Genomic DNA, 23,656 nt, shown 5'->3' with positions numbered 1-23,656 from the left:
CAGCGCATCTCATGCCTCGAAGTGCCTGGAAACAAACGATGACAGAAGTAGAGCGAGAGCATCCCGACGAGCGAGGCGATCTCCAGGGAGACGAGGCCCGGCCCAGCGATCCTGGGGCGCCGGCCGACCGGGGGAACACGCCGGCCCCGCCGCGCGGCGACGAGCGGGCGGTCCACGCTTTCCGGAAGGTGCCGCGGACGGGCGTCATCTACGTGACGACCGAGGCCGCGCGCCTCGGGTTCAAGGCAGGCGCCGACGAGGGGACGGACGGCTGGTGCAACCTCGGGCAGGGCCAGCCGGAGACGGGCCCGCTCCCGGGCTCGCCCCCGCGCTGCGCGGCGGTGCCGATCTCCGGAGACGACCAGGAGTACGCGCCGGTGGCCGGGCTCTGGGAGCTGCGCGAGGCGATCGCGTCGCTCTACAACCGCGCTTACCGGCGGGGCATGCCGTCGCGCTACACGGCCGAGAACGTGGCCGTGTCGGGCGGGGGTCGCATCGCCCTCACCCGCGCAGCGGCGGCGCTCGGGCAGATCAACCTCGGCCACTTCCTCCCCGATTACACAGCGTACGAGGAGCTGCTCGACGTCTTCCGGCTGTTCTCGCCGATCCCGATCCTGCTCGAGGGCGAGCGCGGCTACTCGTTCTCGGTCGGCGACCTGCGCCGCGAGATCCTGGGCCGCGGGCTGAGCGCGATCCTCGCCTCGAACCCCTGTAACCCGACAGGGAAGCACGTGCGCGGCGAGGAGCTCGCCGCCTGGGTCCGCACCGCGAAGGAGCTCGATTGCGCGCTCTTGCTCGACGAGTTCTACTCGCATTACGTCTACGGGATGGGCGACGTCGCCCCGATGGAGAGCGCGGCGCGCTACGTCGAGGAGGTCGATCGCGATCCGGTCGTGATCTTCGACGGCCTGACCAAGAACTGGCGCTACCCCGGCTGGCGCGTCACCTGGACGCTGGGGCCGCGCGAGGTCATCGAGGCGGTGGCGAGCGCCGGCAGCTTCCTCGACGGCGGCGGCTCCAAGCCGATGCAGCGCGCCGCCGCAGAGCTGCTCACCATCGAGCACACCCGCGCCGAGACGACGGCCATCCACCGGACGTTCTCGCACAAGCGCGAGATCATGCTCGAGGGGCTGCGCAGGATCGGCGTCACCGTCGACGCGGAGCCCGAGGGCACGTTCTACGTCTGGGGCTCGGTCGCGGATCTGCCCCCGGGGCTCTCCGACGGCTACGGCTTCTTCCGGGCGGCCCTCGGGGAGCGGATCATCGTCGTGCCGGGCGAGTTCTTCGACGTCAACCCCGGCAAGCGCCGGGCGGGGCGGCCGTCGCGGTTCCGCCACCACGTCCGCTTTTCTTTCGGCCCGAGCGAGGACGTCCTCGTCCGGGCGCTCGGGCGGCTCGAGCGCATGGTAGGCGAGCGTCGCCGGGCCTGACACCGGCGGCGCCGCGCAGGGGAGCGGGAAGACGGGGCCGAGCGCCAGGTCTTGTCGCGCTGCACGTCTTCCGACATGGTGGGGGAGCGCGTGGCCAAAGATCCGTGGAGTGATTGGAACGACGACGACCCCGGTAACTTCCAGCCGGGCGATACGATCGGCCCCTATGAGCTGCTGTTCCCGGCAGCCGTGGGCGGCATGGCCGCCGTGTGGGCTGCGCGGCTCAGGCGGCCCAACGGCTCCGTCCAGATCGTCGCCGTCAAGCTGCTGTCGGACGCGATGCGCGGGGATGACGACGCGCGGGCGATGTTCCTCGACGAGGCGTGCACCGCGTCGCGGATCCTCCACCCGAACGTCGTGCACATCCTCGCGTACGGCGAGGTCCGCGATCGGCCGTACCTCGCGATGGAGTGGATCGACGGCGCCCCGATCGCGAAGATCTTCTCGAACCAGAAGGCGAAGCGCGCGCTCCTGCCGCTCGGCTGGGTGCTCCACGTGATGATCGCCGCGTGCGCCGGGCTGCACGCGGCGCATGAGGTCCGCGACGACACGGGCGAGCTCCTCAACCTGATCCACCGCGACGTCACGCCGGAGAACGTGATGGTGACGTTCGACGGCATGGTCAAGGTCGTCGACTTCGGCGTCGCGAAGACGCGGGCGCGCGCGCAGACCAGCCGCGTCGGCGCGATCAAGGGCAAGACGGGGTATTTCTCGCCCGAGCAGGTCATGGGCGGGGCGCTCGACCGCCGCAGCGATCTCTTCTCGATGGGCGTGCTGCTCTACCTGCTGGTGACGGGCCACACGCCGTTCCGCGGCAAGGGCCCGCTGGAGGCGATGCAGCAGATCGCCAACCGCAACCCGCAGCCGCCGCGCGAGATCATGCCCGAGGTCCACCCGGAGCTCGACCGCATCATCATGCGCGCGCTCGCCAAGAACCCGAACGAGCGGTACCAGACGGCCGCGGAGCTGCGCCGCGATCTCGAGCAGGTGAGCGCCGCGGTCCGCGAGAGCTACACCGACAAGCAGGTGGGCCAGCTCGTCCGCGATCTGCTCCCCGGGGTCGCCGAGGCGCGCAAGGAGCGGATCGATCAGGCGCTCGACGAGCTCGATCGGATCCTCGCCGAGCGCGCCCACCCCCAGAAGCCGCAGGCCTCGCGCCCCGAGGACGCGACCGAGGTGATGCTCCGGCGCATCTCCATGCTGCCGATCCTGCAGGACGGCCCGGAGGCGACGGAGGGCGGGGGCGCGGCCGACGCGGCGCCGCCCTCGTCCCCGGCGGGCCCCGCGAGCTCGCGCGTGTCGGGGCCGGCAAGCTCGCGCATGTCGGGGCCCGCGAGCTCGCGCATGTCGGGGCCCGCGAGCTCGCGCATGTCGGGGCCCGCGAGCTCGCGCATGTCGGGGCCGGCGAGCTCGCGCATGCCGGCGCCGACGAGCCCGCGCCGCGCGAACGCCGACCCGATGCGCAAGTCGAATCCGGACGCGACGCGCAAGTCGAACCCGGATGCAACCCGCAAGTCGAACCCGGACGGGGCAGGCTCGCCGTTCGATTTCCCGGCGGGGCTTTCGCCGCTGCCGCTGCTCCCGCCGCCGCTGCACGTTGGGCCGCCGGCGCCCCCGGGGCCGGCGGCTTACGTCGGTCCGGCGGCGCACGCGGGCGGCCCCGCGAGCGCTGTCGCGCCGGCGCCCGAGCGCCGCGCGCCCCCGGCTCCTGCGACGTGGTCCTTCGCCCGCGTGGCGTTGCTCGCGCTGATCGTCCTGGGCCTGATCGCGGCCGCTGCGTTCGTGCTCGCGCGTTCCGGCCGCCTGCCGTTCGGCGGTGTGGTGGTGCCTTCCGCCAGCCCCAGCGCCTCCGGACCGACGGCGCAAACGCCCGATGCCGGCGCCGATGCCGCGGCGAAGCCGAGCGCGTCGGCGACGGCCGCCACGGTCGCGAGCGACGCCGTCGCCGATGCCGCGGCCCCGATCGACGCGGCCGCAGCCGAGCAGATCGCCGACGCGGCCGCGCAGGTCGACGCGGCCGCGCAGGTCGACGCGGCCGCGCAGGTCGACGCGGCCGACGCGGCCGCCCAGACCGACGCGGCCGCGGATGCCGCGGTCCCCGCCGACGCAGGCGCCCCTCTCCCGAGCGGGCAGCCGGCGTACGTCCCCGGCACCGCACCCGCGCCGGGGACGCCGTACCCGGGCTCCTCGGTCACCCCTGCGCCGCGCGTCCCGGGACCGTTGCCGACGCCATCCGTCACCGGGTGGACTCCGCCACGGCCCTCGCTCCAGCCCGCGCAGCCGGCGACGCCGCCCGCCCCCGCGCTGCCGCGCGGGCCCGTCCCCGGCCCGGCGCCGCCGCGACCGCGCCCCGCTGCGCCGCCCCTCGACCTGGCGCCGCGGTAGCGCCTTCAGACCGGCCGCAGCGGCCTCCCGCGCGGCCGGCGGATCGCGCTCAGTGCTCCTTCGGCTTCTCGGGCTGCGCCTCGTCGGACGGCGTGGCGCGCGCGGCGGCTTTCTTCAGCGACGACTCCGCCAGCGACACCAGCATGGCGAGGTTCACCGGCTTCGAGAGCAGGAAGATCGCGTGCCGACGCAGCGCGCGGATACGAGCCTGCTGCGACTCATCGGCCGTCACGACGAAGACGGGCGTGTCCCGGTTCAGCGCCCCCTTGGCCGAGAGCGACTCGAGCACGCTGAAGCCGTCGACCAGCGGCATGTGCAGGTCGAGCACCACGAGATCGAACTTGCGCGCGGAGAGCCGGCGCAGCGCCGGCGCCCCGCCGTTCGCCTCCTCGACCTCGCCCAGCGGGCGGAGCGAACGCACGAACATGGATCGGATCGCGGCGTCGTCGTCGATGACGAGGATGCACGTCACAGCGTCATGCTCGCACGGATGCAGAAGCGCTGGAAGCCCGCCGCCCGCGCCTGCATCGCCCGGCGCGCGCAACGCAGACGGACGCATTGTCCTCGCAGATCCCGTGTTCAGCGCTCCCGGCCGAGACATGGACGCCACGTACGGGCTGCGGTACACGCAGAGCTAGACGTCATCGAACCCGCGCACCGCAAAGGAACGATCCCATGGGCAAGTTCACCCTCACACACGAGATCAACTGCAACCTCGAGACGTTCTGGAAGCTGTTCCTGGACAAGACATTCAACGAGGAGCTCTACAGGAAGGAGCTCGGTTTCCCCGAGTTCACGATCACGGAGCAGGTCGAGACGGCGACGGAGATCATCCGGAGGTCGGCCGGGAAGCCGAAGATGAATCTGCCCGGCCCCGTCGAGAAGCTGCTCGGCTCCGGGTTCCGCTACACCGAAGAGGGCAGGCTGAACAAGGCGACGAAGGTGTGGACCTTCAAGCTGACGCCAAGCACCCTGGCCGACAAGATGCGCAACGAAGGCGTGGTGCGCGCCGATGCCATCGGCGACAACAAGGTGCGTCGGATCGCCGAGATCACGATCGAAGCGAAGGTGTTCGGCGTCGGCGGCATGCTCGAGAGCAGCGCCGAAAAGGAGCTGCGGCAAGGGTGGGAGCTCAGCGCGGTCTTCATGAACAAGTGGATCGCCCAGGGCAAAGCCGCTTGACCGGGCCGATGGCGATCGGCCGGTCCCTGCTGCGCACCGCCTGGGGCGCCTGACGCAGGCGCTGCCCGACGAACGGACGGCGACGCCGACGAGAGGGGATCGCGATCGGCCATCTCGCGGCCTCCGTCCCGCGAACGAGCGAGGGCGCCCCCTTCACGTCCAGGGTCAAATCGGGAGATCTGCGGCTCCTGCTCTTGCTGCGGTGGCACACGGGAACCAGGGCCACCGCATGGAGCACGTCGTCATCATCGGTGCCGGCTTCGGCGGCCTCTACGCGGCGCGGGCGCTCCGGCGCGAGCCGGTACGCGTGACCGTGATCGACCGGCACAACCATCACACGTTCCAGCCCCTCCTGTATCAGGTCGCGACGGCGGGCCTGAGCGCGAGCGACATCGCCACGCCCATCCGTCACGTGCTGCGCAAGCAGAAGAACACGAGCGTGATCCTCGCCGAGGTGAAGGCGATCGACCCCGTCCAGAAGCGGGTGATCTTCGAGGACGGCGAGCTCGGCTACGACACGCTGATCGTCGCGGCCGGGGCGTCGCACTCGTACTTCGGGAACGACGCGTGGGCGGCCTTCGCGCCCGGGCTCAAGACCGTCGAGGATGCGCTCGAGATTCGCCGGCGCGTCCTCGTCGCCTTCGAGGCGGCCGAGCGCGAGCCCGATCCGGCGCGGCGGAGCGCCTGGATGACGTTCGTCGTGGTGGGCGCGGGCCCGACGGGCGTCGAGCTCGCCGGTGCCCTCTCGGAGCTCTCGAGGCACACGCTCAGGCGCGAGTTCCGGCGCATCGACCCGAGCAAGGCCCGCATCGTCCTGCTGGAAGGGGCCGGGCAGGTGCTGCCGTCGTACGTCCCGGAGCTCGGCGAGAAGGCGAAGCAGCAGCTGGCCGCGCTCAATGTGGAGGTGCGGACGAACTGCCGCGTCACCGGCATCGACGAGGAGGGGGTCTCGATCGGCGACAAGCGGATCGAAGCCAGGACCGTGCTCTGGGGGGCCGGCGTGGCGGCGTCGGCCATCGCCCGCACCCTGGGAGCGCCGCTCGACCGGGCAGGGCGCGTGCTGGTGGCGCCGGACCTGACGGTGCCGGGTCACGAGGACATCTACGTGATCGGCGACCTCGCGTCGCTGAAGCAGGAGGACGGGACGCCCGTGCCCGGCGTGGCGCCCGCGGCGATCCAGGGAGGGCGCCACGCCGCGCGCAGCATCGCGCGCACCTTGCGGGGGCTGCCGCGGCTGCCGTTCCGGTACGACGACCGGGGCTCCATGGCGACGATCGGGCGCGCGGCGGCGGTCGCCGACTTCGGCAAGCTGAAGCTCTCCGGGTTCCTGGCGTGGCTCGCGTGGCTGTTCGTCCATATCCTCTTCCTGATCGGCTTCCGTAACCGCTTCCTGGTGCTGTTCTCGTGGGCCCTTTCCTACGTGACCTACGAGCGCGCCTCGCGGTTGATCACGGGCGAGATCCCGCCGCTCCTGGAGGACCACCGCGCGCCGGAGCTCGAGGCGCGCAAGGACGATGGCGCCGTCAGGAGGCACCAGCCCATGGAGCCCGCGCGCACGCGCGCCTAGGCGCGGCCTGGAGCACACACGCCACGCGCCGGCGCACTGCGCTCGTCTGGACCTTGGCGACGGAGCTGCGTTAGCGTCATTGACCATGACGATCCATCCCGGACAGGGCGCCCCGACGCATCCGTGGCGAGCGCTCCTCGCCAGCGCAGCACCTCTCGCCGCACTCCTGCTCGGCGCCCCCTCCGCCTTCGCGCAGGCGCCTCCTGCTGCGTCCGCGCAGCCGCGCGCAGCCGCCCCTGCCGGCGCCGAGCCGCAGCCCGCGCCCTACGGAGCCCCCGCGCCGTACGGCGCGCCTGCCCCCTACGGGCAGCAGCCCGGCTATTACCCGCCTCCCGGATACGCCCCGCCTCCCGGATACGCCCCGCCTCCCGGATACGCCCCGCCTCCGGGCTACGCCCCGCCGCCCGGATACGCCTCGACCCCCGGCTCGTACCCGGTCGGCCCGAGGATCATGAACTACGAGGAAGGGCAGGCCGTCCCGGAGGGTTACCGCGTGGAGGAGAGGGCGCGCCGCGGCCTGGTCATCGGCGGCGCCGTGACGTTCGGGGTCACCTACATCCTCTCGGCGATGGTCGGGCTCGTCGCGGAGAGCGCGGACAGGGCGAGCGGCGGCAGCGGGGAGAGCTACCTCCCGCTCTACATCCCGCTCGCCGGCCCCTTCATCACCGTCGGCACCGCCGATGCGAAGGGCGGCGGCGTCTTCGTCCTCATGGTCGACGGGCTGGCTCAGGTCGCCGGGGCCGCGATGTTCATCGGCGGCCTCGCCGCGCCGGAGAAGAAGCTCGTCCGCAACGACGTCTCCCTGTCGGTGAAGCCGATCGTCACGGGCGACGCCGTCGGGCTCGGCGTCTCCGGCTCGCTCTGAGCGCGCGCCGCCCGCGGCTCGGCGTCACGGCACGACGGGCGGCGTCTCATCCATCGTCTTGACGGCGCGCTTGGCCCTGCGGCGCACGTCGACGTGCAGCGACTCGTCGAAGTTGATGGCAGAGAACGCCGCCCGCGCCTCGATGTTCTTGCCGAGCGCGGCGTACGCCTCGGCCTCGTTCCATCGCAGCTTCCAGTCGCGCTTCGCGAGATCCGAGAGCCTCGCGGCGTCGGCGATGATGTCCGGGTACCGCTGCTGCTTCCCGAGCTCGGTCCAGTACTCGGCCCGGAGATCGTCGTCCCCGGGCGCGAGCGCGACGGCCGCCGCGAAGCCCGCCAGCGCGTCGTCGATCCGACCTGCGACGAGCTCGGCGCGGGCGAGCGAGCGGCGCGCGCCGGCGCTCTCGGGGTGAGCCGCGACGAAGGCGGCGAGCGCGGGGATCGCCTCGTTGACCTTCTGGATGTCCGCGGGATCGCTCGGCCAGAACCGGAGCGAGAGCGCCGCGAGATCGCCTGGGTCGCTCTCCAGCGCGCGCTCGACCGCGGCGGGCACCTCCGCTCCGCGGCCCGCCTGGGACAGGCACTTGGCGAGCTCGACCCAGGCGCCCGACGAGGACGGCGCGGTCGCGACGAAGGCCTCGGCCGCGGCGAGCGCCTCGTCGGTGCGCCCGAGCGATCGGAGCGCGGCGATCCGCGCGAGGTGCGCGCGCTCGCCGCTCGCCCCTTCGCCCGAGGCGGCGACGGCGCGCTCCGCCGCGGCCAGCGCGACGTCGTGGCGGAGCTCGCGCTCGTGGTAGGCGAGCTGCTCGAGATAGAAGGCGCCGTCGCGCGGCGCCGCGTCCCACTGGCCCGCGAGGTACTCGAGCACCGCGTCAGAGCGCACGTAGACGAGCGAGGCCGCGTCGCGCGGGTTCTCGTAGATCGGCGTGAGGACCCCGAGCTGGACCATCGCATCCAGCGCCGGCTGGCAGTCGGGCTTCGCCTCGAGCGCGAGCACCATCTCGTCGAGCGCGGCGTCTTTCTTCTGCATCGCCAGGTGCACTTGCCCGACCGCCACGTGGTAGTCGGCGTCCCCCTGGAACGTCTTTCGGATCGCCTGGAAGCTCTTCAGCGCCGCGGGGTGATCGCCCATGTTCGCCTGCGCCGAGGCGAGGTTCAGCCGCGCGGCGTGATCGTCGGGATCCATCGTGATGATGCGCTTGAGCGCCGAGATCGCCTTCTCGTAGTCGCGCTCGCCGAACGCCTTCTGCGCGCGCTCCCAGACCGGAGCCTTGTCGAGGAACGCCTCGAATTGTGAGACGAGCGTGCTGTTCTGCTTGCGCCAGACGCCGCTCTTGCCGGGCTCGGAGTTCGTGAGGAAGTCCTTGATCCACTTGCGGGCGGCGTCGATGCCGAGCCCCTTGTCGGCCAGCCCTTCGAACTCGCCACGAGGAACCGGCATGCGCGCGGGGATCCCCTGCCGGCGCGCCGTGGTCTCATCCAGGCCGATCAGCACCCAGTCGCTTTGCTCGCTCATGATCCAAGGACGGTAGCCGCCGTGCCCCGCCGGGATCAAGCGACGTCTCGGCGCGCGGCACGTCGCGCGTCGCGCGTCGCGCGCTCGCGGGCGCAGCGGCGCTCAGGAATAGAACCAGGCCAGCAAGACGAACGCCATGAAGGCCGCCGCCGCGACGGCGAGCGCGAGCGCGCGCGGCACGCCGAGGAGCATCGGCCGGAGGCTGGCCTGAAACGCGTCAGCGTCCGCAGCGGTGGGCGGGCCGATCGCGTCGCCCGCAGCGTCGCCCCGGACGGCGAGCGCAGCGGATGGCACGCCTGCCGCGTCGCTCCTCGCGGGGCCGGCCGCCATGAGCTGCTGCGCCGCGCTCGCGTCCCCGGGCGCCGGAGTGAGCCGCTGCGGGGGCGCGCCGAAGTCCGAGGGCCTCGACGTGGCGGGTGATGCCAGGTGCTCGAGGCCGAGCTGGGCGAGGATGGACCGCTGCTCGTTGCCCCACGCGACAGGCAGCGCGGTCGTCTCGGGCGCGAGCGTGAGCGGCGTGGACATGACCTTGTGCATCGCCCGCTCGAGCGCGAGCGCCTCGTCGAGGCGGTGCGACGCGCGCTCCGGGGCGGCGCTCGCGGAGAGGCGCAGCGCCTCGGTGGCCATCTCGGAGAGGTGAGCAGCCACCTTGGCCAGCGCCAGCTTGCGCTCGGCGTGGGCGACCGCGAAGCGCGCCTCCTCGCGGAGCCGGAGCGCCTCCGTCGTGAGGCGGTCGACCTCCGCGTGCAGCGGCCGCGCGCCTCCCGGCGCGCCTTGCGCCGTGAGCGGTGTGTCGGCGTCATGATCCACGGCGAACGCGGCCACCCTCGAGATCGAGGGCGTCGCCTCGTTCCCGGACGTCGGCAGCGGCTCGCTGTCCCGCTCGGTGATGGATCCGTACGAGGGCAGGCTGCTGCGCCGCCGTCCTCCGCCCGAGCTGGAGGACCCGGGGTCGGCGCGCCCCCTGCCGTTGCTGCCGACGACGACCGTCGCCTCGTCGGCCGTCTCGGAGGCCATGGGACCGCGCCGGCCCAGATCGTCGTCCGCGGCGTCCACGTCGCTCGGCGTGAGGCCGGTCGGCGAATGGGACAGCGTCCCGCGGCGCGCCTCGAAGTCGGTCGCGTCGTCGTCCTGAGCGCGCGCCCCCCCCTCGCCGCGCAGCCGTCCGGTGGCGTTCGCCCCCCTGCCCCGCGGATCGGCCGATGGCCGGCGCGGGATCGCCCGCGCGGTCGAGAGCGAGGGGCGCGGCGCCTTGGCGACCCCGGCGAAGCCGCCGGTGACGGCGCGCTCGAACCAGCGCATCTGCCTCATCGCGTTGCGCCGCACGAAGCGCCCGAGCGCCTCCTCGTTGCCCTCGTGGTACCCGTGGCTGTGCAGCCAGCCCTCCAGCCGAGCGAGGATCTCGTCCGCGCTCTGGAAGCGCGACGGCGGGTCCCTCTCGAGACAGCGCATCACGATCGACACGAGCTCCTTGTCGATCTTCGGCCGGAGCTCCCGGAGATCGGCCGCCGGCTGCGTCGACATGCTCCGCAGCAGCTCGTAGTCGCTCGTCGACGGCCACGGGTGCTTGCCGGTGAAGAGCTCGAACAGCACGACGCCGAGCGAGAACAGGTCGGAGCGCTTGTCGGCGGCGCCCCCGCGGGCCTGCTCCGGCGCCATGTACGTCGTCACGCGGCGGCGCGCCCCGACGGCCGTCGTCATCACGCGGAGCGACGATTTGGCGAGCCCGAAATCGGCGATCTTCACCTCGCCCTGGAACCCGACGAGCACGTTGCCCGGCGTCAGATCGCGGTGCACGAGGTTGAGCAGCGCGCCGCCTGGCGAGCGGAGCTCGTGCGCCGCGCTGAGCCCGCGGCAGAGCGTCGCGCCGACGTGGACGACGAGCCGCTCGGAGAACATCTCGCCCGTGTCGAAGACGGTCTTCATGAGCCGCGCGAGGCTCACGCCCTGCACGAGCTCGACGGCGAAGTACCATCCCTGCTCGTCCGTCCCCCAGCCCGCGACCTCGACCACGTTCGGGTGCTTGAGCGCCGCGGTCGTGCGCACCTCGTCGAGGAACCGGGTGGAGACGTTCTGATCCTCGGCGAAGTGCGGGTGCAGCCGCTTGACGGCGAGCAGCTCCCCAGGCCGGTGCGGACCTGCCGACCTGCAGAGATCAACGCGGGTGGTGGCCCCGGACGCGATCTCTGCAAGGAACTGAAGCGAGAGCGCAGCCGGCGCGGGCTCGGGGAGCCGAGACATGCACGGAGAAGTCTAGCGGGCGACGGCCCCCAGCGGAAAGAGCCTCAGACGCCCGCGCGCACCGCGGCGATCGCGGCGGCGACCCCGGAGGGGGTGGCCTTGAGGTGCACGTCCAGGTGGTCATCCTTGGTCTTGAGCGCACGGACACCGAGCACCGGCGCGCAGATGCGCAGCGCCCGCGCGACCGCCGGATTCCCGCCGAGGGCCGGGATTTTGAGGAGATCCAGGGTAATCCTGTCATCCTTCGCGTCGATCAGGGCGGCGGGCCGCTTGGGCATGAAGGAGACGAGATCGCCCGGCTTGTTCAGGTCGATCGCCCCCGAGCCGATCAGCCCGGCGATCGGCGAGGCCTCGTCGCCCATCACCTGCAGCTTGAGGTCGGCGATCCGCAGGCCGACCTGGATCGCGTCCGCGCGCACGTCGAGCTCCTCGGCGAAGGCCGTGAACGAGGCCCGGATCGGGGCGCCCATGACCTTCACCGTCAGCGCGAGGCGCAGGCCCGGGGGCGCGGCCTCGATCACGATGTCCTTCGGCGCGCGCTTGCCGCCGCTGAGCTCTCTCGCCAGATAGCGCAGCGCATCGATCGGGACGCCGAACCGCAGGCGGAGCGCGCCGCGCAACGCCCTCGCGATCTCCTCGGGGTGCGCCTTGAGATAGTCACCGGCGTGGCGGAGCAGGACCTTCGGGTCGGGCTTGGGCATCGTTGGGGCAGCTACGATTGCCCGGAGTCAGGCCGGCACGCAAGGGGCGAGCGCGGTCCACAGCGACGCCATCGACGACCGGAGCTCGCTGTTCGAATGGGGGCGACTCGGTCACACTCGGGCCCGATGCAAACCAGGATACTACTTGTCATGGCGACAACAGTGCTCGCGATCGGCTGCGGATCGGCCGACGCGACGCTCGAGTGGGCGCCGAGCGGCGACGGGGGCGGTGGCCAGGGCGGCGATGGTGATGGCCGGGGCGGCGATGGCGACGGCCAGAACAGCGGTGGGGGCCAGAGCGATGGCGGCGGGGCCAGGGGCGACGGAAGCGCACCGAGCGGCGAGGACGGCGGTTCGAGCGGCGACGGGGCGCCGGGGGCCTTCTGCAACACACCTCCGGCGTGCGATGCGCCGCCGCCGGATCCGGGCGAGGAGCTCGCGTGGAACCACCCGTCCTCGTACCTCATCGCCGGCGCTGGGAGCCCCAACCACCGCGGACGCGACCTCTACCTGACGCCGGACGACCCGCAGTGGATCATCGGAAAGTTCGCCTACGGGATCACGGACAAGGACCTGAAGGATGAGCGGGTCGACGTCTATCTGCTCCGCGGCTGCGGCGGCGCGTGGGAGCGCCTCGGCTCGGCGACCACGACGGAAGCGGACTCGGCGCACCGCGCGGTCGAGGGCGTCAGCGATGACGGCGGCCGCGTCTATTTCGAGATCCCCGCGGCGCAGCGGCTCGGTCCGGGCCGGCACCGGGTCCACCTGGTCGTCCGCGGCGACCTCTCGAGCACCGACCTCTTCATCGAGGTCGTCGCGCGGGGCGCCCCGGTGTTCGTCAGCGACGTCGACGGGACGCTCACCGGCACGGAGACCGAGGAGTTCACCTCGCTCCTCCTCGGCGAGCTGCCCGACGTGCATGCGCACGCCGCGGCGGCGTTCCACCGGCTCACGTCGAAGGGCTACCGCCCGATGTACCTGACCGCGCGGCCGGAGTGGCTCGTCCAGCGCACGCGCGATTTCCTCGAGGCGTACGGCTTCCCGCCTGGCATCGTGCACACCACGCTGAGCCTGACCGGCGCGGTGGGCGACCGCGCCGTGGAGTACAAGACAGCGGAGCTGGAGCGGCTGTTCGACGGAAGGGAGATGCTGCCCGCGTGGGCCTTCGGCAACACGGCGACCGACGCCGAGGCCTACGACAACGCCGGCGTGATGCCGCTCGCGCAGCGCGTGTTCTATCGGTTCGACGATGAGTCGCACGGGGGCCGTCGCATCGACGGCTACGACGAGCTGTTCGCCGAGATCGACGCGCTCCCCAGCCTCTGCGATTGATCCACCCGGCCGGCGCGCCGGCCCGTCAGCCGGACGCCTGCTCGGTCCGGGCGCCGCTCGCAGGCGCCTCCGACGCAGCCGCGGCGCCGGCCGGCGCTTCGACGCGACCGCCGATCGAGCGGAGGAGCTCGCTCACCGCGGCGTGGGCGCGCTCGCGCAGTTCGTTGACCCGCGCGCCCTCGCGGCCGTCCGGGCGCACGGCGATCGGCGCGCCGACCCGGACGCGGACGATCCGCAGGGTGCCGTCACCGGTGTCGATGGCGCCTTTCTTCATGAGGAGGTGCGTGCCGTCGATGGCGACCGGCACCACGGGCACGCCGGCGCGGACGGCTGCATAGAAGCCGCCGTTCTTGAACTCCCGGAGGATGCCGTCCTCGCTCCGCGTCCCCTCGGGGAAGACGAGCAGCGGCTTGCCGCTCCTGAGCACCTCCTCGAACCGCGCGATGGCCTCGACCGCGGCGCGGGAGCCGACCGTGCGATCGACAGGCACATGGCCCGCGAGCCGGAGGTGCCAGCCGAGGAATGGGATCTTCATGAGGGAGCGCTTGGCGGCCCACTTGAAATCGCCTGGTAGAACGGCGCCGAGGGCCAGAATGTCAAGAAGGCTCTGGTGGTTCGAGCAATAGACGAACACCCCGGGAGGGACGTTCTCGAGCCCGCTCGCCTGGATCTCGATATCGAGCCCTCGCGCGCTCGCCTGACACCAGCGGCGCATCGCCCACAGGCTCGCCGAGCGCTGCGGCGTGAGGGGGCCCAGCGTCAGAGACACTGTGCCGTACGCCATGGTCCTGAGGGTGAAAGGGACCCACTGGCGCGTCGCCAGCCATGCGCTCTTGAGATCCATACTACAGCGCTTACCACTCTCCATGTCGGGCGAAAACGCGTAGTGTCTTGCGCACCATCGCTGTGTGCGAGCGGCGTTGCTCGACTCCGGATCGCCGCTCAGCTCCGCGACGCGGCGAGATCGTGATCCGGCGTTCGCCCACGTCGGAAGCTCGGCATGAGCCGGGACGGCTCCGCGGGCCAGGGTGGCGGCTCGAGCGACGCGCTCTTGCGGCGCCGTGCGGCTACGGCTGGAGCGGCGGCGTGAGCAGCCCCCAGCCGACCGTGGCCGGCCGCCCGGCGCGCTCGAACTTCACCGTGTACAGGCCTGTCTCTTCGGCGCTCTGCACGACGGCTGGGCGCAGCGCGCCGACCCACTCGGCCCAGACGCTCGCCCCGATCTTGAGCTGCGGCTTGACGGGGAGCGGACGGAGCGCCGATTCGTCGGCGAGCAGCGCGGCGCCGCCGTAACCGAGGGCAAACCACCGCGCGGAGCTGCTGGACAGCGACGTCAGGACGGCGCCTGGCTCGGCCGCGGGACCGCCGAGCCGCGACACGAGCAGCACGTGGCGCCACGTCTCGCCGTCCTTCCATGCAGCGAAGTTGCCGGGCGCGAGCCCCGCGGTCTGCACGACGAAGCGAACGCCCTTGAGCTGCGCGAGCGGGGTCCGCGGGTCCATGTCGGTGTAGCGGACCTCGATCTTGTCCTTCACGAAGCGGGTGAGGACGGCGTGCTTCATGACGCCGTTCCACTCCGTGAGCAGCGGGTCGTGGGGTCGGAGGCGGGGCGCGTCGGGCACGGGGATGACGTAGCCCGGGTGAACCTTGTACGACGGTCCGCCCCTCCCCTCGACGATGAGGTCGTCGCCGTCGAAGCCGACCACCGTCCCCGCGTACAGCACGAGCGTGGACCCGAGCTTGGCCCCGGCGAGCATCCGGTCCGAGAAGGTGAACACGCGGCGGCCTGGCTCGAGCTTGATCGGATACGGGGGGAGGCCGAGCGGGTTCGACGCGTGCGCCGCGCCGGTCGGCGCCGAGGTCTCCGCGAACGCAGGCCGCGGCAGCGCAGCGACGGGCGGGCTCTGGGAGGGCATCGGCGTCGGGGTCGACGCCGGCGCCGACTCGCACGCGGCCGCGAAGCACGCCGCCAGGAGGCAGGCGAGCGCCGCGACCACGCCGCGGGAGCGCGGCGCTCGAGCCCCGAGGCATCGCATCGCGCGGCGCTCGCTATCCTTCGCGGTGGCGCGACGCAGCCTGCGGGACCCGGCCCCGAGACCGCCGGGACGTCGGTCAGCCATCGCGGGCGAGCATGGACCGCGAAACGGACGACGGCGAGCGGAAAGGGACACGGGAACGACGCGACGAAGCGCCGCCGGTCCGACGTGACCGCCCGCGTCAGAGCCGGAGAAGGAGGGCGCCGCGGTGCGGCGGAGCACCGCGCACCTCGCGACGTGAGCAGCGCCTCTGCGCTACCCTGCGGCGCGATGAAGCGCGCGTTCAGCGTCGATGAGCTCAAGCAGACCGCGCCGCGCCTCGCCGTGGAGCGCCGCGCCGTGCGCTTCCAGGACGTCGACGCGGCCGGGATCGTCTTCTATCCGCGGGTCCTCGAGTATTTCAGCGACGCTTACATGATCGCGTTGAAGGAGCGAGGCATCGACCTCCCCGCCATGATCGCGGGCGGCACGATCAAGCTGCCGCTCGTCCACGCCGAGGCGGACTACCTCCTGCCGCTCCGGTTCGGCGACGCCATCGAGGTCGAGGTGCTCGCGCCGAAGCTCGGCGACACGTCGTTCACGGTGGGCTACCGCGTGACGACGGCGGGCCGGGTCGCCGCCATCGGGCAGACCGTGCACGTGTGCATCGACGGCGCGCGCTTCACGCCGTGCCCGCTCCCGGGCGATCTGCGCAGCGCGCTCGCATAGCCGCGCCGAGCGACGACCGCCGGACGGCGCGCCGGGCGCTAGCGCGGCGGGAACGGGGCGAGCGCAGCCGCGAGCTGCGCCGCCGCGCCGGCGCGATCGAGCTTGCCGGCCGCGGTGAGCGGCAGCGCCGCGACGGCGCAGAGGCGCCGCGGGCGCTTGTGCGGGGCGAGCCGCGCCGCGACGACGGCCGCGAGGTCGCCGAGCAATGCGGGCGAGGGCGCGGCGCCGCCCGTCGCGCCGGGCACGCCCTGATCCGGGACGATCGCCGCGGCGACGACCTGGCCCCAGCGCTCGTCAGGCACGCCGAACACCACGGCGCCGGCGACGCCCGCGCAGGACGCCAGGACCTGCTCCACCTCGGCGGGGTAGACGTTCTCGCCGCCGGTCACGATGAGATCGCTGCGGCGCGCCGCGACGTGCAGCCGCCCGGCGGAGTCGAGCGCGCCGAGATCGCCGGTGCCGAACCACCCGGCGCCGTCGACCGCGAGCTCCGGCGCGCGGTCGGGGCCGCGGTAGTAACCCCGGAACAGCACCGGGCCGCGGATCTCGATGCGGCCCACGCCGTCGCTGCCGGCGCCCTCGATGCGAAGCTCGACGCCGGCGATCGGGGAGCCGGAGCCCGGCTCCCTCGCGCGCGGGTCGCGCGGGCGCTGCGCGGTGACCTGCGAGCAGGCCTCGGTGAGGCCGTACGTGGTGAGCGCGGGGACCCCGCGGCGCGCGCACTCGTCGAGCGCCCGCTCCGGAGCGCCCGCGCCGCCGACGAGCACCGCGCGGAGCCGGGCGAGGACGTTGTCGCGATCGGCCTCCAGCAGCGCGAGCAGCATCGTCGGCACCACGGACAGCAACGTCGCGCGGTCTCGGACGATCGAGGCGAGCACCGAGGCGGGCTCGAAGCGCGGCGCTAGGATGACAGCGCGCCGCGCGAGCAAGCAGCGGGTCACGATCGAGAGGCCACCGACGTGGCAGAGCGGAAGGCAGAGCAGCCAGCGATCGTCGTCGCGCACGCCGAGGTTGGCCGCGCTCCCCTCGGCGGCGGCGAGGAACGCCCGGCGCGAGAGCACCGCGCCCTTGGGACGCCCGGTGGTGCCCGACGTGTAGACGATCGCCAGATCGCCGGATGGATCCGGCGGCGGGACGCGCGCGGCCTCGGCGGCGCGCGCCCCGCGCTCGCGGAGCGCGCCGATCTCCGGCGCGGCGTCGTCGAGCAGGGCGGCGAGCGCCGGCTCGCGCAGAACGAGGTCGGGGCGCGCGTCGTCGACCAGGAGGCCCGCCTCGCCGGCCGTGAGCCGGGGGTGGATCGGGACGAGCACGGCGCCGAGCGCGAGCAGCGCGTGGATGACGACCACGGTCCCGAGCGCGTTCGGGGCGACGAGCGCCACGCGGGCTCCCGGCCCTACCCCCGCGCGGGCGAGCCGGGCGCTCACGGCCACGACCGCGGGCGCCAGCTCGCCGAAACGGAGAGCGCCGCCGGGGCCGACGCCGAGGGCGGGGACGTCGATCGCGCGCTGCGCGTCGTCCTCGGCGCCGCCGTGGACGATCGCTGTCCGGGCGGCGATCGCCGGATCGCGCGCGGCATCGAGGAGGCTCAGCCCGTCCATGGCCCGATGCCGAGGCCGGGCCGATCGCTGGCCGCGACCAGGCCGCCCTCGCGGAGCTGCGGGATCCGGATCGCGGGCCACGCCTCCAGGCCGGCGTGCGCGTCGAGGCCGCACGCGAGCGGCGGGCGCGGCAAGGCGAGCGCGAGCTCGCACGAGGCGGCGAGCGCGATGGGCCCGTCGAAGAGGTGCGTCACCACGGCGTCGATGCCGCGCGCCTGCGCCCTGCAGCCGAGCGCGTAGGCGCGCAGCAGGCCGAGCATCGCCGGCTTCAGGATGAACGCAGCGCAGCCTTCCGCTTCGAGCAGGCGCTCCGGCATGCCCTCGACCGCGAGCGACTCGTCGGCCGCCCACGGGACCTCGCGCGCGCCGAGGTGATGGAGGAGCTCCGGCGCGACCGGCTGCTCGACGAAGCGCGGGCCGAGCGGCGCGAGGAGCGCGAGCCGACGCGGCGCCTCGTCGAGCGACCATGCCGCGTTCGCGTCGAGCCGGAGCTCGACGCCCGGGTGTTCCCGCCGCAGCGCGCGCAGCGCCTCGAGGTCGCGCGCGAAGCCGTCCTCCCCGCGCGAGCGGAGCTTCACCTTGATCGCGCGGACGCCGCGCGCGGCGAGCGCGCGAGCGCGCTCGAGCATCTCTGGCAGCGCCACCGAGGTCGTGAGCAGGCCGTTGACCTGGACGTCGGCGTAGCGCCCGTGTCCGCCGAGGCACGCCGACATCGAGAGGCCGAGGCGCTGGCCCAGCAGATCGAGCAGCGCCGTCTCCAGGGCGAAGCGCGCCGCCGGGAGATGGCGCAGCCGCGATGACAACGGCGCGAGCGCGCGCAGGATCGCGGACGCCGCGGCCGTCGGTGTCGCGCCCTCGGCCGGCGGGTCGAGCGCGCCGAGCGCCCCCGGCAGCTCGGCGAGCGCGCGCTCGTCTTCGTCGGCCGTGTCGGGCGAGAAGCCGGGGAGCGGCGTGGCCTCGCCCAGGCCGACGCGCCCCTCGTCGTCGGTGAGCGACAGCACGAGGCCCCGGCGCGCGCCATCGAGGATCCGGGACGCGAGGCGGGCATCGACGACGCGCATGATCCCTACAGCTGGGCCGCGAGGCCGAGCGAGAAGAGCAGCGCGTAGGCGAGCAGCAGCTTCGCCGTCCCGGCGAGGCACTCGTTGAGCGGCCGGCCGTCGGTCGTCGCCAGCACCCGGAGCAGGCGCACCGCGCGAGGGAACGTCGCGAACACGAGGAGCGTCCACCGCCGGCCCTCGCCGACCGCGAGCGCGACCGGCACCGCGTAGGCGACGGCGAAGAGCATCGCGTATTCGATGACGCCCGCGCGGCGCCCGAGCCGGACGGCGAGCGTGCGCTTGCCGGCGACGACGTCCGTCTCGCGATCGCGGACGTTGTTGACGACGAGCACGGCGGTGGCGATGGCGCCGATCGGCACGGCCGCCGCCCACGCGAGCGGGGGCACCGAGCCGAGCTGGACGAACGCCGTACCGCAGACGGCGACGAGGCCGAAGAACACGAACACGAAGAGGTCGCCGAGGCCGTGATAGCCGAGCGGGTACGGCCCGCCGGTGTACGCGACGCCAGCGAGGATCGAGACGACGCCGATCACCACGATGGGCCACCCGCCCACGAACGCCAGGTACACCCCGAACGGCAGCGTGAGCGCGATCGTGACGAGCAGCCCGGCGCGCACCTGGCGCGGGGTGAGCAGCCCCGCCTGCACGGCGCGCGTGGGGCCGAGCCGCTCGTGCGTGTCGGCCCCCTTCTCGTGATCGAAGACGTCGTTCGCGAAGTTCGTCGCGATCTGGATGAGCATCGCGCCCGCGAGCGCCGAGAGCGCCGGGCCGAGCCGCATCCCGCCGAGCGCGTAGGCGACGGCCGTCCCGACCATGACCGGCGCGAGCGCCGCGGTGAGCGTCGCCGGCCGGGACGCGAGGAGCCACGCCCGGAGCGAGCCGGGGCGCACGCCCCCCGCGGCCGCCGCGCCCGCCGCCTGAGGAGCCGCCGCGGCGCTCACGATCCCCTCCCCGCCTCGCGGAGCCCGCGCGCTCCCGCGGCGGCGCGAGCGCTCCCGCGCTGCGCGGCGTCCTCGCCGGACGCGCCGCGCGCGACGTCGTCGGGTGCGGGACTCGTGTTCGCGTTGACCTGGCTCATGATCGTGGATCCCTCTCGGCAAGCTCGGGGTTCTCGGCGCGCGCGCCGCTCATGGAGACTGCAGATCGGCCGCCGCCCCCTCCGCGGCCGGCGCGCTGACAAGGGCTGCGACGTCGCGACGGACGTCGGACCAGAGCCGCGCCACGCGGGCGGCGCCGTCGTGGGGCGGCACGACCGCCTCGATCAGCGTCGCGCCCATCCGCTGGTACGCAGCGGCGAGCGCGCGGGCGAGATCCCCGGCGGTCCCGGCGCGCTCGTAGGCGAGCCCGAACATCGCCGCCGCGGGCGCGAAATCGAGGTGCTGCGGCATGGTGAAGCAGCGCTCGAGCAGCTCGGCGCCGCGCCTGGCGATGGGGAGGTGCTCGAAGATGCGGCCGCCGTCGTTCTGGACCACCACGATGACGAGCGGCGCTCGGCCGTCGCCCGCCGCCTTCGCCGCGAGGAGCAGCCCGGTCAGATCGTGCAGCAGGCTGAGATCGCCGAGCAGCAACGTGACCGGCGCGGCGGCGGCCACGCGGGCGCCGGCCGCCCCCGACACCAGGCCGTCGATCCCGCTCGCCCCGCGCTGGTGCAGCACGCGCAGCGCGCGCGCCGACGGCGGGCAGTACGTGTCGAGATCGCGCACCGGCATGCTGTTGCCGATCGCGAGCAGCGAGCCTGCCGGGCACGCGCTGGCCACCATCCGGGCGACGGCGCCCTCCGTCAGCTCGTCCCCGGCGCAAGCGCGCGCGGCGTGCGCCGCCGCGATCTCGCCGGCGCGCGCGAACGTCGCCGCCCAGTCCCGCCGCCCGCGCCCCAGGCTCAGCGCCGCCCCGGCGAGGCGCGCCGCGAGCGCCTCGCACACCTCCACGGGCTCGCCCATGACGAGGGCGGCCGCGGCGCTCGTCGGGTCGTTCCAGCCGTGCGAGGAGACGACGACGCGGCGGGCGCTCGCGTGCTCGGCGATGTAGGTCGCGTACCCGGCCGATGTCGGCGGGGCGCCGAGCTCGAGGATGAGGTCGGGCGCGTTCGCCGCGCGGAACTCGGGCGCGCGGAGGAACGAATCGAACGACGCCGGCATCACGACGCCCTCGGCGAGGCCGCCGAAGCAGATCTGGCTCGTGCCCTCGGCGAGCACCGGGAAGCCTGTCGCGCGCGAGAGCGCGAGCACCGCGCGGCGCGCGCGCGCGTCGTCCTCTCGGCTCTGGGCGGGGCCACACACGATGAGCCCCCGCTCCGCGCGCGCGCAGCGCGCGGCGATCTCCTCGATCGCGCGCCCATCGACCCCGGCGCGGGCCGACACGACCCGCGTGCCGCCGCGGCGCATCAGCGCCTCCCACTCCGCCTGCCATGGCTCGGGCCCGGCCGCGTCGACCGGCTCGAGCGGCTTGCGGAAGCGCGCGTTGATGTGGACCGGGCCCGGCGTCGGCGAGAGCGCGCGCGTGACCGCCTGGGCCGCGATGCGCGCCGCCGCGCGCATCGCGAGGGGCGACGGATCCGGCAGCCCGAGCTCGGCGAAGTGACGGACGTGGTCGCCGAAGAGCTTGGTCTGATCGACGGTCTGCGAGGCCGCGGCGTCGGCGAGCTCCCACGGGCGGTCGGCCGTGATGGCGATGAACGGGGTGAAGCTCTGGTGCGCCTCGATGATCGCCGGGAGCGCGTGCGCGCCGGCGGTGCCCGAGGTGCAGACGAAGACGCTGGGCCGGCCGGTGACGCGCGCCTGCCCGAGCGCGAAGAACGCGGCGGCGCGCTCGTCGATGACGCTCTGGCAGCGCACCTCCTCGCTCTCCATCGCCGCGATCGCGAGCGGCGTGGAGCGCGAGCCGGGGCAGAGGACCACGTCGCGCACCCCGGCCTGCGCGAGCGCGCGGACGAACAGCTGCGCCCAGGCAGAGTGGAGGTTCGACCCGCCCATCACCGCCCCCCGAGGCCCTCTCTCGCGCGCACGTCAGGCCCCCTCGGGCGTCGCGACGAAGAGGCACACGACGCCCATCGTGAGCGGCTCCACGCGGAGCACGCGCAGCCCCGCCTCGCGCATCAGCTCCGCGAACTCGTCCGGCGGCGGGAACCTCGCGATCGAGTCCTGCAGGTACCGGTACTCGTCCTTGCCCGAGATCGCGCCGCCCACGTACGGCACGACCGTGTGGATGTGGAAGCGCGCGAGCTTGCCCATGAGCCCGCTGCGCGGCTCGCTGAGCTCGAGGATCGCGATGCGCCCCCCGGGCCGCGTGACGCGCGCCATCTCGCGAAGCGCCCGCGCGCGATCCGGGACGTTGCGGATCCCGAACGCCATCGAGATGGCGTCGACGCTCGCGTCGCCGAGCCCGAGCTGCTGCGCGTCGCCGACCTCGAGATCGATCCGCCCGGCGAGCCCCGCGGCCTCCACCTTCCGGCGGCCGACGCCGAGCATCCCCTGCGACGGATCGACCCCGATGACCCGCACGTCGTGCTCCCGCGCGATCGCGATCGCGAGATCGGCGGTGCCCGTCGCCAGGTCGAGCACCGTCGCGCCGGGCGAGAGCTCGAGCGAGCGCACCGCGCGCCGCCGCCAGCCCTGATCGAGCCCCAGCGAGATGACCCGGTTCAGGAGGTCGTACCGCTCGGCGATGCCGTCGAACATCTCGCCCGTGCCGAAGCGGCGCCCGCCGCGCGGCGCCTGATCCTGGCTCGCGTCGCTCATGTCCCGCCTCCCGCCTGGTGCGCCGCGCGCGGCGCCTCGGCTCGCTCTGCGGCGAACCGCTTGCCTTCACCGGACGCCGGCCCGGCGGCCTCCCCGCCCGCTGTGGACGTGACGCCGAGCGCGCGCTTCCGCTCGTGGAGCCGCATGTGGCCTCGCTGGATGCCCTCGCTCGCGAGCGCGCGCAGCGCCGCCAGGTTGGACGCCAGCCCGACGGACGCCAGCACCACCGCGAGCTCGCGCGCGCTCTTCGCGCCCACGAGCTGCAGCGCGGCGCGCACGCCGGCGTGCACCTCGGTCGCGCCGCCCACCGTGCCGACGGCGAGCGGCAGCTCCGCGCGCCCCACGAGCCCGTCGGGGATGCGCTCCCACGTGCTGAGCGGCCGGTACCGGCCGCCGAGCGACGCGTACGCGTGCGCGCCCGCCTCGATGGCGCGGAAGTCCTGCCCGAGCGCCACCGCGGCCGCGTCGAGCCCGTTCATGAAGCCCTTGTTGTGGGTCGTCGCCCGGTACGGATCGAGCTCCGCGAAGCGGCTCGCCCGCGCGATGCCGCTCGCCACGTCCGCGCCCCCGAGCGCGTCGTCCGTCACGGTGGCCGTCACCCGGACGAGGCGGCGGACGGTCAGGTTGGAGAGGATCCGCAGGCCCAGCGTCCCGCCGGCGATGCGCTGCACGAGCGGCGCCACCGCCTCCGCCACGGTGTCGACGAGGTTCGCTCCCATGGCGTCGCCGACCTCGACGTAGAGGTGCACGACGAGCACGCCGAGCTCCGCCGAGAGGACGCGCACCTCGAGATCGCGGCAGCCGCCGCCGCGCGCCACCATCCTGGGGATGGCCGCGTCCCCGGCCGCGAGCAGGCTCGCGCGGGCCGCCTCCAGCCGGCCCGCGGCCGCCTCCGCGTCCGGCACGTCGTCGAGCTGGACCTGGGCGGTCATGATCGGCGGGTCCGCCTCGCCCGAGAAGCCGCCCGACCGCCGGACCATGCGCGCCGCGTTCGACGCTGCGGCGATGACGCTCGGCTCCTCCACCGCCATCGGCACCAGCACGTCGCGCTGGTTCACGCGGAAGTTCAGCGCCAAGCCGAGCGGGAGCGCGTGCGTCGCGATGACGTTCTCGCACATCCGATCGGCCACCGCCGTCGGCAGCCCTCCCCCGCTGGCGAGGTGCGCGAGCGCCTCCTCGTCGAGCAGACCGAGCGCCTGGATCGCGCTGAGCCGCTCCTCGAGGCACCGCTTGTAGAAGCCGCTGATCCGGCTGGACACGTGTTGGCTCATCGGGTGTCTCCGCGCGTTCGCGAGAGG

General features: G+C 73.8%; 20 protein-coding genes. 7 read left to right on the top strand and 13 right to left on the bottom strand.

The window, feature by feature from the left end:
• The first annotated feature begins 38 nt into the window (after window positions 1–38).
• Window positions 39–1,430 (top strand): pyridoxal phosphate-dependent aminotransferase, encoded by a 1,392-nt coding sequence (locus WMF29_RS16745; RefSeq protein WP_437329783.1) that lies wholly within the window; start codon window positions 39–41, stop codon window positions 1,428–1,430.
• A gap of 90 nt (window positions 1,431–1,520) precedes the next feature.
• Window positions 1,521–3,815, top strand: a complete 2,295-nt coding sequence (locus WMF29_RS16740) for a protein kinase domain-containing protein (protein ID WP_437329782.1) — start codon at window positions 1,521–1,523, stop codon at window positions 3,813–3,815.
• Window positions 3,816–3,864: 49 nt separating this feature from the next.
• On the opposite strand, the gene WMF29_RS16735 is transcribed toward WMF29_RS16740, so the two are convergent.
• Window positions 3,865–4,287 (bottom strand): response regulator, encoded by a 423-nt coding sequence (locus tag WMF29_RS16735; RefSeq protein ID WP_437329781.1) that lies wholly within the window; start codon window positions 4,285–4,287, stop codon window positions 3,865–3,867.
• Between the two features lie 203 nt (window positions 4,288–4,490).
• On the opposite strand from WMF29_RS16735, the gene WMF29_RS16730 reads away from it, so the two are divergent.
• The 3 genes from WMF29_RS16730 (at window position 4,491) to WMF29_RS16720 (ending at window position 7,429) form a co-directional block, all read left to right on the top strand.
• On the top strand, window positions 4,491–4,997 hold the full coding sequence (locus tag WMF29_RS16730; RefSeq protein WP_437329780.1) for a DUF2505 domain-containing protein: 507 nt from the start codon (window positions 4,491–4,493) through the stop codon (window positions 4,995–4,997).
• A gap of 229 nt (window positions 4,998–5,226) precedes the next feature.
• Window positions 5,227–6,564 carry an NAD(P)/FAD-dependent oxidoreductase gene (locus WMF29_RS16725; RefSeq protein WP_437329779.1) on the top strand — a complete coding sequence of 446 codons (1,338 nt, stop codon included), beginning with the start codon at window positions 5,227–5,229 and terminating at the stop codon, window positions 6,562–6,564.
• An 85-nt stretch (window positions 6,565–6,649) separates the two neighbouring features.
• On the top strand, window positions 6,650–7,429 hold the full coding sequence (locus WMF29_RS16720) for a hypothetical protein (protein ID WP_437329778.1): 780 nt from the start codon (window positions 6,650–6,652) through the stop codon (window positions 7,427–7,429).
• 24 nt (window positions 7,430–7,453) lie between these two features.
• On the opposite strand, the gene WMF29_RS16715 is transcribed toward WMF29_RS16720, so the two are convergent.
• The 3 genes from WMF29_RS16715 to WMF29_RS16705 all read right to left on the bottom strand — a co-directional run bounded on the left by WMF29_RS16715 (window position 7,454) and on the right by WMF29_RS16705 (window position 11,886).
• Entirely contained in the window at window positions 7,454–8,944 is a 1,491-nt protein-coding gene (locus WMF29_RS16715; protein WP_437329777.1) for a tetratricopeptide repeat protein, read from the bottom strand.
• Between the two features lie 102 nt (window positions 8,945–9,046).
• A complete protein-coding gene (locus WMF29_RS16710) occupies window positions 9,047–11,185 on the bottom strand; it encodes a protein kinase domain-containing protein (RefSeq protein WP_437329776.1) in 2,139 nt (712 codons plus the stop codon).
• A gap of 44 nt (window positions 11,186–11,229) precedes the next feature.
• Window positions 11,230–11,886 (bottom strand): hypothetical protein, encoded by a 657-nt coding sequence (locus WMF29_RS16705; RefSeq protein ID WP_437329775.1) that lies wholly within the window; start codon window positions 11,884–11,886, stop codon window positions 11,230–11,232.
• Between the two features lie 150 nt (window positions 11,887–12,036).
• On the opposite strand from WMF29_RS16705, the gene WMF29_RS16700 reads away from it, so the two are divergent.
• On the top strand, window positions 12,037–13,218 hold the full coding sequence (locus WMF29_RS16700; RefSeq protein WP_437329774.1) for a lipin/Ned1/Smp2 family protein: 1,182 nt from the start codon (window positions 12,037–12,039) through the stop codon (window positions 13,216–13,218).
• 25 nt (window positions 13,219–13,243) lie between these two features.
• On the opposite strand, the gene WMF29_RS16695 is transcribed toward WMF29_RS16700, so the two are convergent.
• Window positions 13,244–14,062 carry a lysophospholipid acyltransferase family protein gene (locus tag WMF29_RS16695; RefSeq protein ID WP_437329773.1) on the bottom strand — a complete coding sequence of 273 codons (819 nt, stop codon included), beginning with the start codon at window positions 14,060–14,062 and terminating at the stop codon, window positions 13,244–13,246.
• Between the two features lie 223 nt (window positions 14,063–14,285).
• A complete protein-coding gene (locus tag WMF29_RS16690; protein WP_437329772.1) occupies window positions 14,286–15,254 on the bottom strand; it encodes a hypothetical protein in 969 nt (322 codons plus the stop codon).
• A gap of 270 nt (window positions 15,255–15,524) precedes the next feature.
• Here WMF29_RS16690 and WMF29_RS16685 point away from each other — a divergent pair, with 270 nt between their 5' ends.
• On the top strand, window positions 15,525–15,962 hold the full coding sequence (locus WMF29_RS16685) for an acyl-CoA thioesterase (protein ID WP_437329771.1): 438 nt from the start codon (window positions 15,525–15,527) through the stop codon (window positions 15,960–15,962).
• A 38-nt stretch (window positions 15,963–16,000) separates the two neighbouring features.
• On the opposite strand, the gene WMF29_RS16680 is transcribed toward WMF29_RS16685, so the two are convergent.
• Genes WMF29_RS16680 through WMF29_RS16650 form a run of 7 tightly spaced genes read right to left on the bottom strand, consistent with a single transcriptional unit; the run spans window position 16,001 to window position 23,629 of the window.
• Window positions 16,001–17,560, bottom strand: coding sequence for an AMP-binding protein (locus WMF29_RS16680; RefSeq protein WP_437329770.1), 1,560 nt, complete (start codon window positions 17,558–17,560; stop codon window positions 16,001–16,003).
• Complete coding sequence (locus WMF29_RS16675) at window positions 17,548–18,621, bottom strand: mandelate racemase/muconate lactonizing enzyme family protein (protein WP_437329769.1); 1,074 nt, start codon at window positions 18,619–18,621, stop codon at window positions 17,548–17,550. The genes WMF29_RS16680 and WMF29_RS16675 overlap by 13 nt, the downstream gene beginning before the upstream one ends.
• Window positions 18,622–18,626: 5 nt before the next feature.
• Complete coding sequence (locus tag WMF29_RS16670) at window positions 18,627–19,562, bottom strand: 1,4-dihydroxy-2-naphthoate polyprenyltransferase (protein WP_437329768.1); 936 nt, start codon at window positions 19,560–19,562, stop codon at window positions 18,627–18,629.
• The gene (locus tag WMF29_RS16665) at window positions 19,559–19,699 is read right to left on the bottom strand and encodes a hypothetical protein (RefSeq protein ID WP_437329767.1); all 141 of its coding nucleotides are present in this window, start codon (window positions 19,697–19,699) and stop codon (window positions 19,559–19,561) included. The genes WMF29_RS16670 and WMF29_RS16665 overlap by 4 nt, the downstream gene beginning before the upstream one ends.
• Window positions 19,700–19,748: 49 nt before the next feature.
• Window positions 19,749–21,593 (bottom strand): 2-succinyl-5-enolpyruvyl-6-hydroxy-3-cyclohexene-1-carboxylic-acid synthase, encoded by a 1,845-nt coding sequence (gene menD, locus WMF29_RS16660; protein ID WP_437329766.1) that lies wholly within the window; start codon window positions 21,591–21,593, stop codon window positions 19,749–19,751.
• Between the two features lie 33 nt (window positions 21,594–21,626).
• The gene (gene ubiE, locus WMF29_RS16655; protein ID WP_437329765.1) at window positions 21,627–22,358 is read right to left on the bottom strand and encodes a bifunctional demethylmenaquinone methyltransferase/2-methoxy-6-polyprenyl-1,4-benzoquinol methylase UbiE; all 732 of its coding nucleotides are present in this window, start codon (window positions 22,356–22,358) and stop codon (window positions 21,627–21,629) included.
• Window positions 22,355–23,629, bottom strand: a complete 1,275-nt coding sequence (locus WMF29_RS16650) for a hydroxymethylglutaryl-CoA reductase, degradative (protein ID WP_437329764.1) — start codon at window positions 23,627–23,629, stop codon at window positions 22,355–22,357. Before WMF29_RS16650 ends, ubiE begins: the two co-directional genes overlap by 4 nt.
• Window positions 23,630–23,656: the final 27 nt, after the last annotated feature.

Source organism: Sorangium sp. So ce381, from assembly GCF_051473845.1.
Classification (GTDB): Bacteria; Myxococcota_A; Polyangia; order Polyangiales; family Polyangiaceae; genus Sorangium; species Sorangium atrum.
The sequence above is the reverse complement of the archived record's forward strand: the minus strand, read 5'-3'. Positions and strand labels throughout refer to the sequence as shown.

Excerpts from the sequence above, each read along its gene's own strand:
- WMF29_RS16695 (WP_437329773.1), bottom strand. The coding sequence starts at position 14,062 with ATGGATCTCAAGAGCGCATGGCTGGCGACGCGCCAGTGGGTCCCTTTC.
- WMF29_RS16665 (WP_437329767.1), bottom strand. The coding sequence starts at position 19,699 with ATGAGCCAGGTCAACGCGAACACGAGTCCCGCACCCGACGACGTCGCG.
- WMF29_RS16710 (WP_437329776.1), bottom strand. The coding sequence starts at position 11,185 with ATGTCTCGGCTCCCCGAGCCCGCGCCGGCTGCGCTCTCGCTTCAGTTC.
- WMF29_RS16730 (WP_437329780.1), top strand. The coding sequence starts at position 4,491 with ATGGGCAAGTTCACCCTCACACACGAGATCAACTGCAACCTCGAGACG.
- WMF29_RS16700 (WP_437329774.1), top strand. The coding sequence starts at position 12,037 with ATGGCGACAACAGTGCTCGCGATCGGCTGCGGATCGGCCGACGCGACG.
- WMF29_RS16690 (WP_437329772.1), bottom strand. The coding sequence starts at position 15,254 with ATGCGATGCCTCGGGGCTCGAGCGCCGCGCTCCCGCGGCGTGGTCGCG.
- WMF29_RS16745 (WP_437329783.1), top strand. The coding sequence starts at position 39 with ATGACAGAAGTAGAGCGAGAGCATCCCGACGAGCGAGGCGATCTCCAG.
- WMF29_RS16715 (WP_437329777.1), bottom strand. The coding sequence starts at position 8,944 with ATGAGCGAGCAAAGCGACTGGGTGCTGATCGGCCTGGATGAGACCACG.
- WMF29_RS16685 (WP_437329771.1), top strand. The coding sequence starts at position 15,525 with ATGAAGCGCGCGTTCAGCGTCGATGAGCTCAAGCAGACCGCGCCGCGC.
- WMF29_RS16720 (WP_437329778.1), top strand. The coding sequence starts at position 6,650 with ATGACGATCCATCCCGGACAGGGCGCCCCGACGCATCCGTGGCGAGCG.
- WMF29_RS16725 (WP_437329779.1), top strand. The coding sequence starts at position 5,227 with ATGGAGCACGTCGTCATCATCGGTGCCGGCTTCGGCGGCCTCTACGCG.
- ubiE (WP_437329765.1), bottom strand. The coding sequence starts at position 22,358 with ATGAGCGACGCGAGCCAGGATCAGGCGCCGCGCGGCGGGCGCCGCTTC.
- WMF29_RS16675 (WP_437329769.1), bottom strand. The coding sequence starts at position 18,621 with ATGCGCGTCGTCGATGCCCGCCTCGCGTCCCGGATCCTCGATGGCGCG.
- WMF29_RS16705 (WP_437329775.1), bottom strand. The coding sequence starts at position 11,886 with ATGCCCAAGCCCGACCCGAAGGTCCTGCTCCGCCACGCCGGTGACTAT.
- WMF29_RS16650 (WP_437329764.1), bottom strand. The coding sequence starts at position 23,629 with ATGAGCCAACACGTGTCCAGCCGGATCAGCGGCTTCTACAAGCGGTGC.
- WMF29_RS16680 (WP_437329770.1), bottom strand. The coding sequence starts at position 17,560 with ATGGACGGGCTGAGCCTCCTCGATGCCGCGCGCGATCCGGCGATCGCC.
- menD (WP_437329766.1), bottom strand. The coding sequence starts at position 21,593 with ATGGGCGGGTCGAACCTCCACTCTGCCTGGGCGCAGCTGTTCGTCCGC.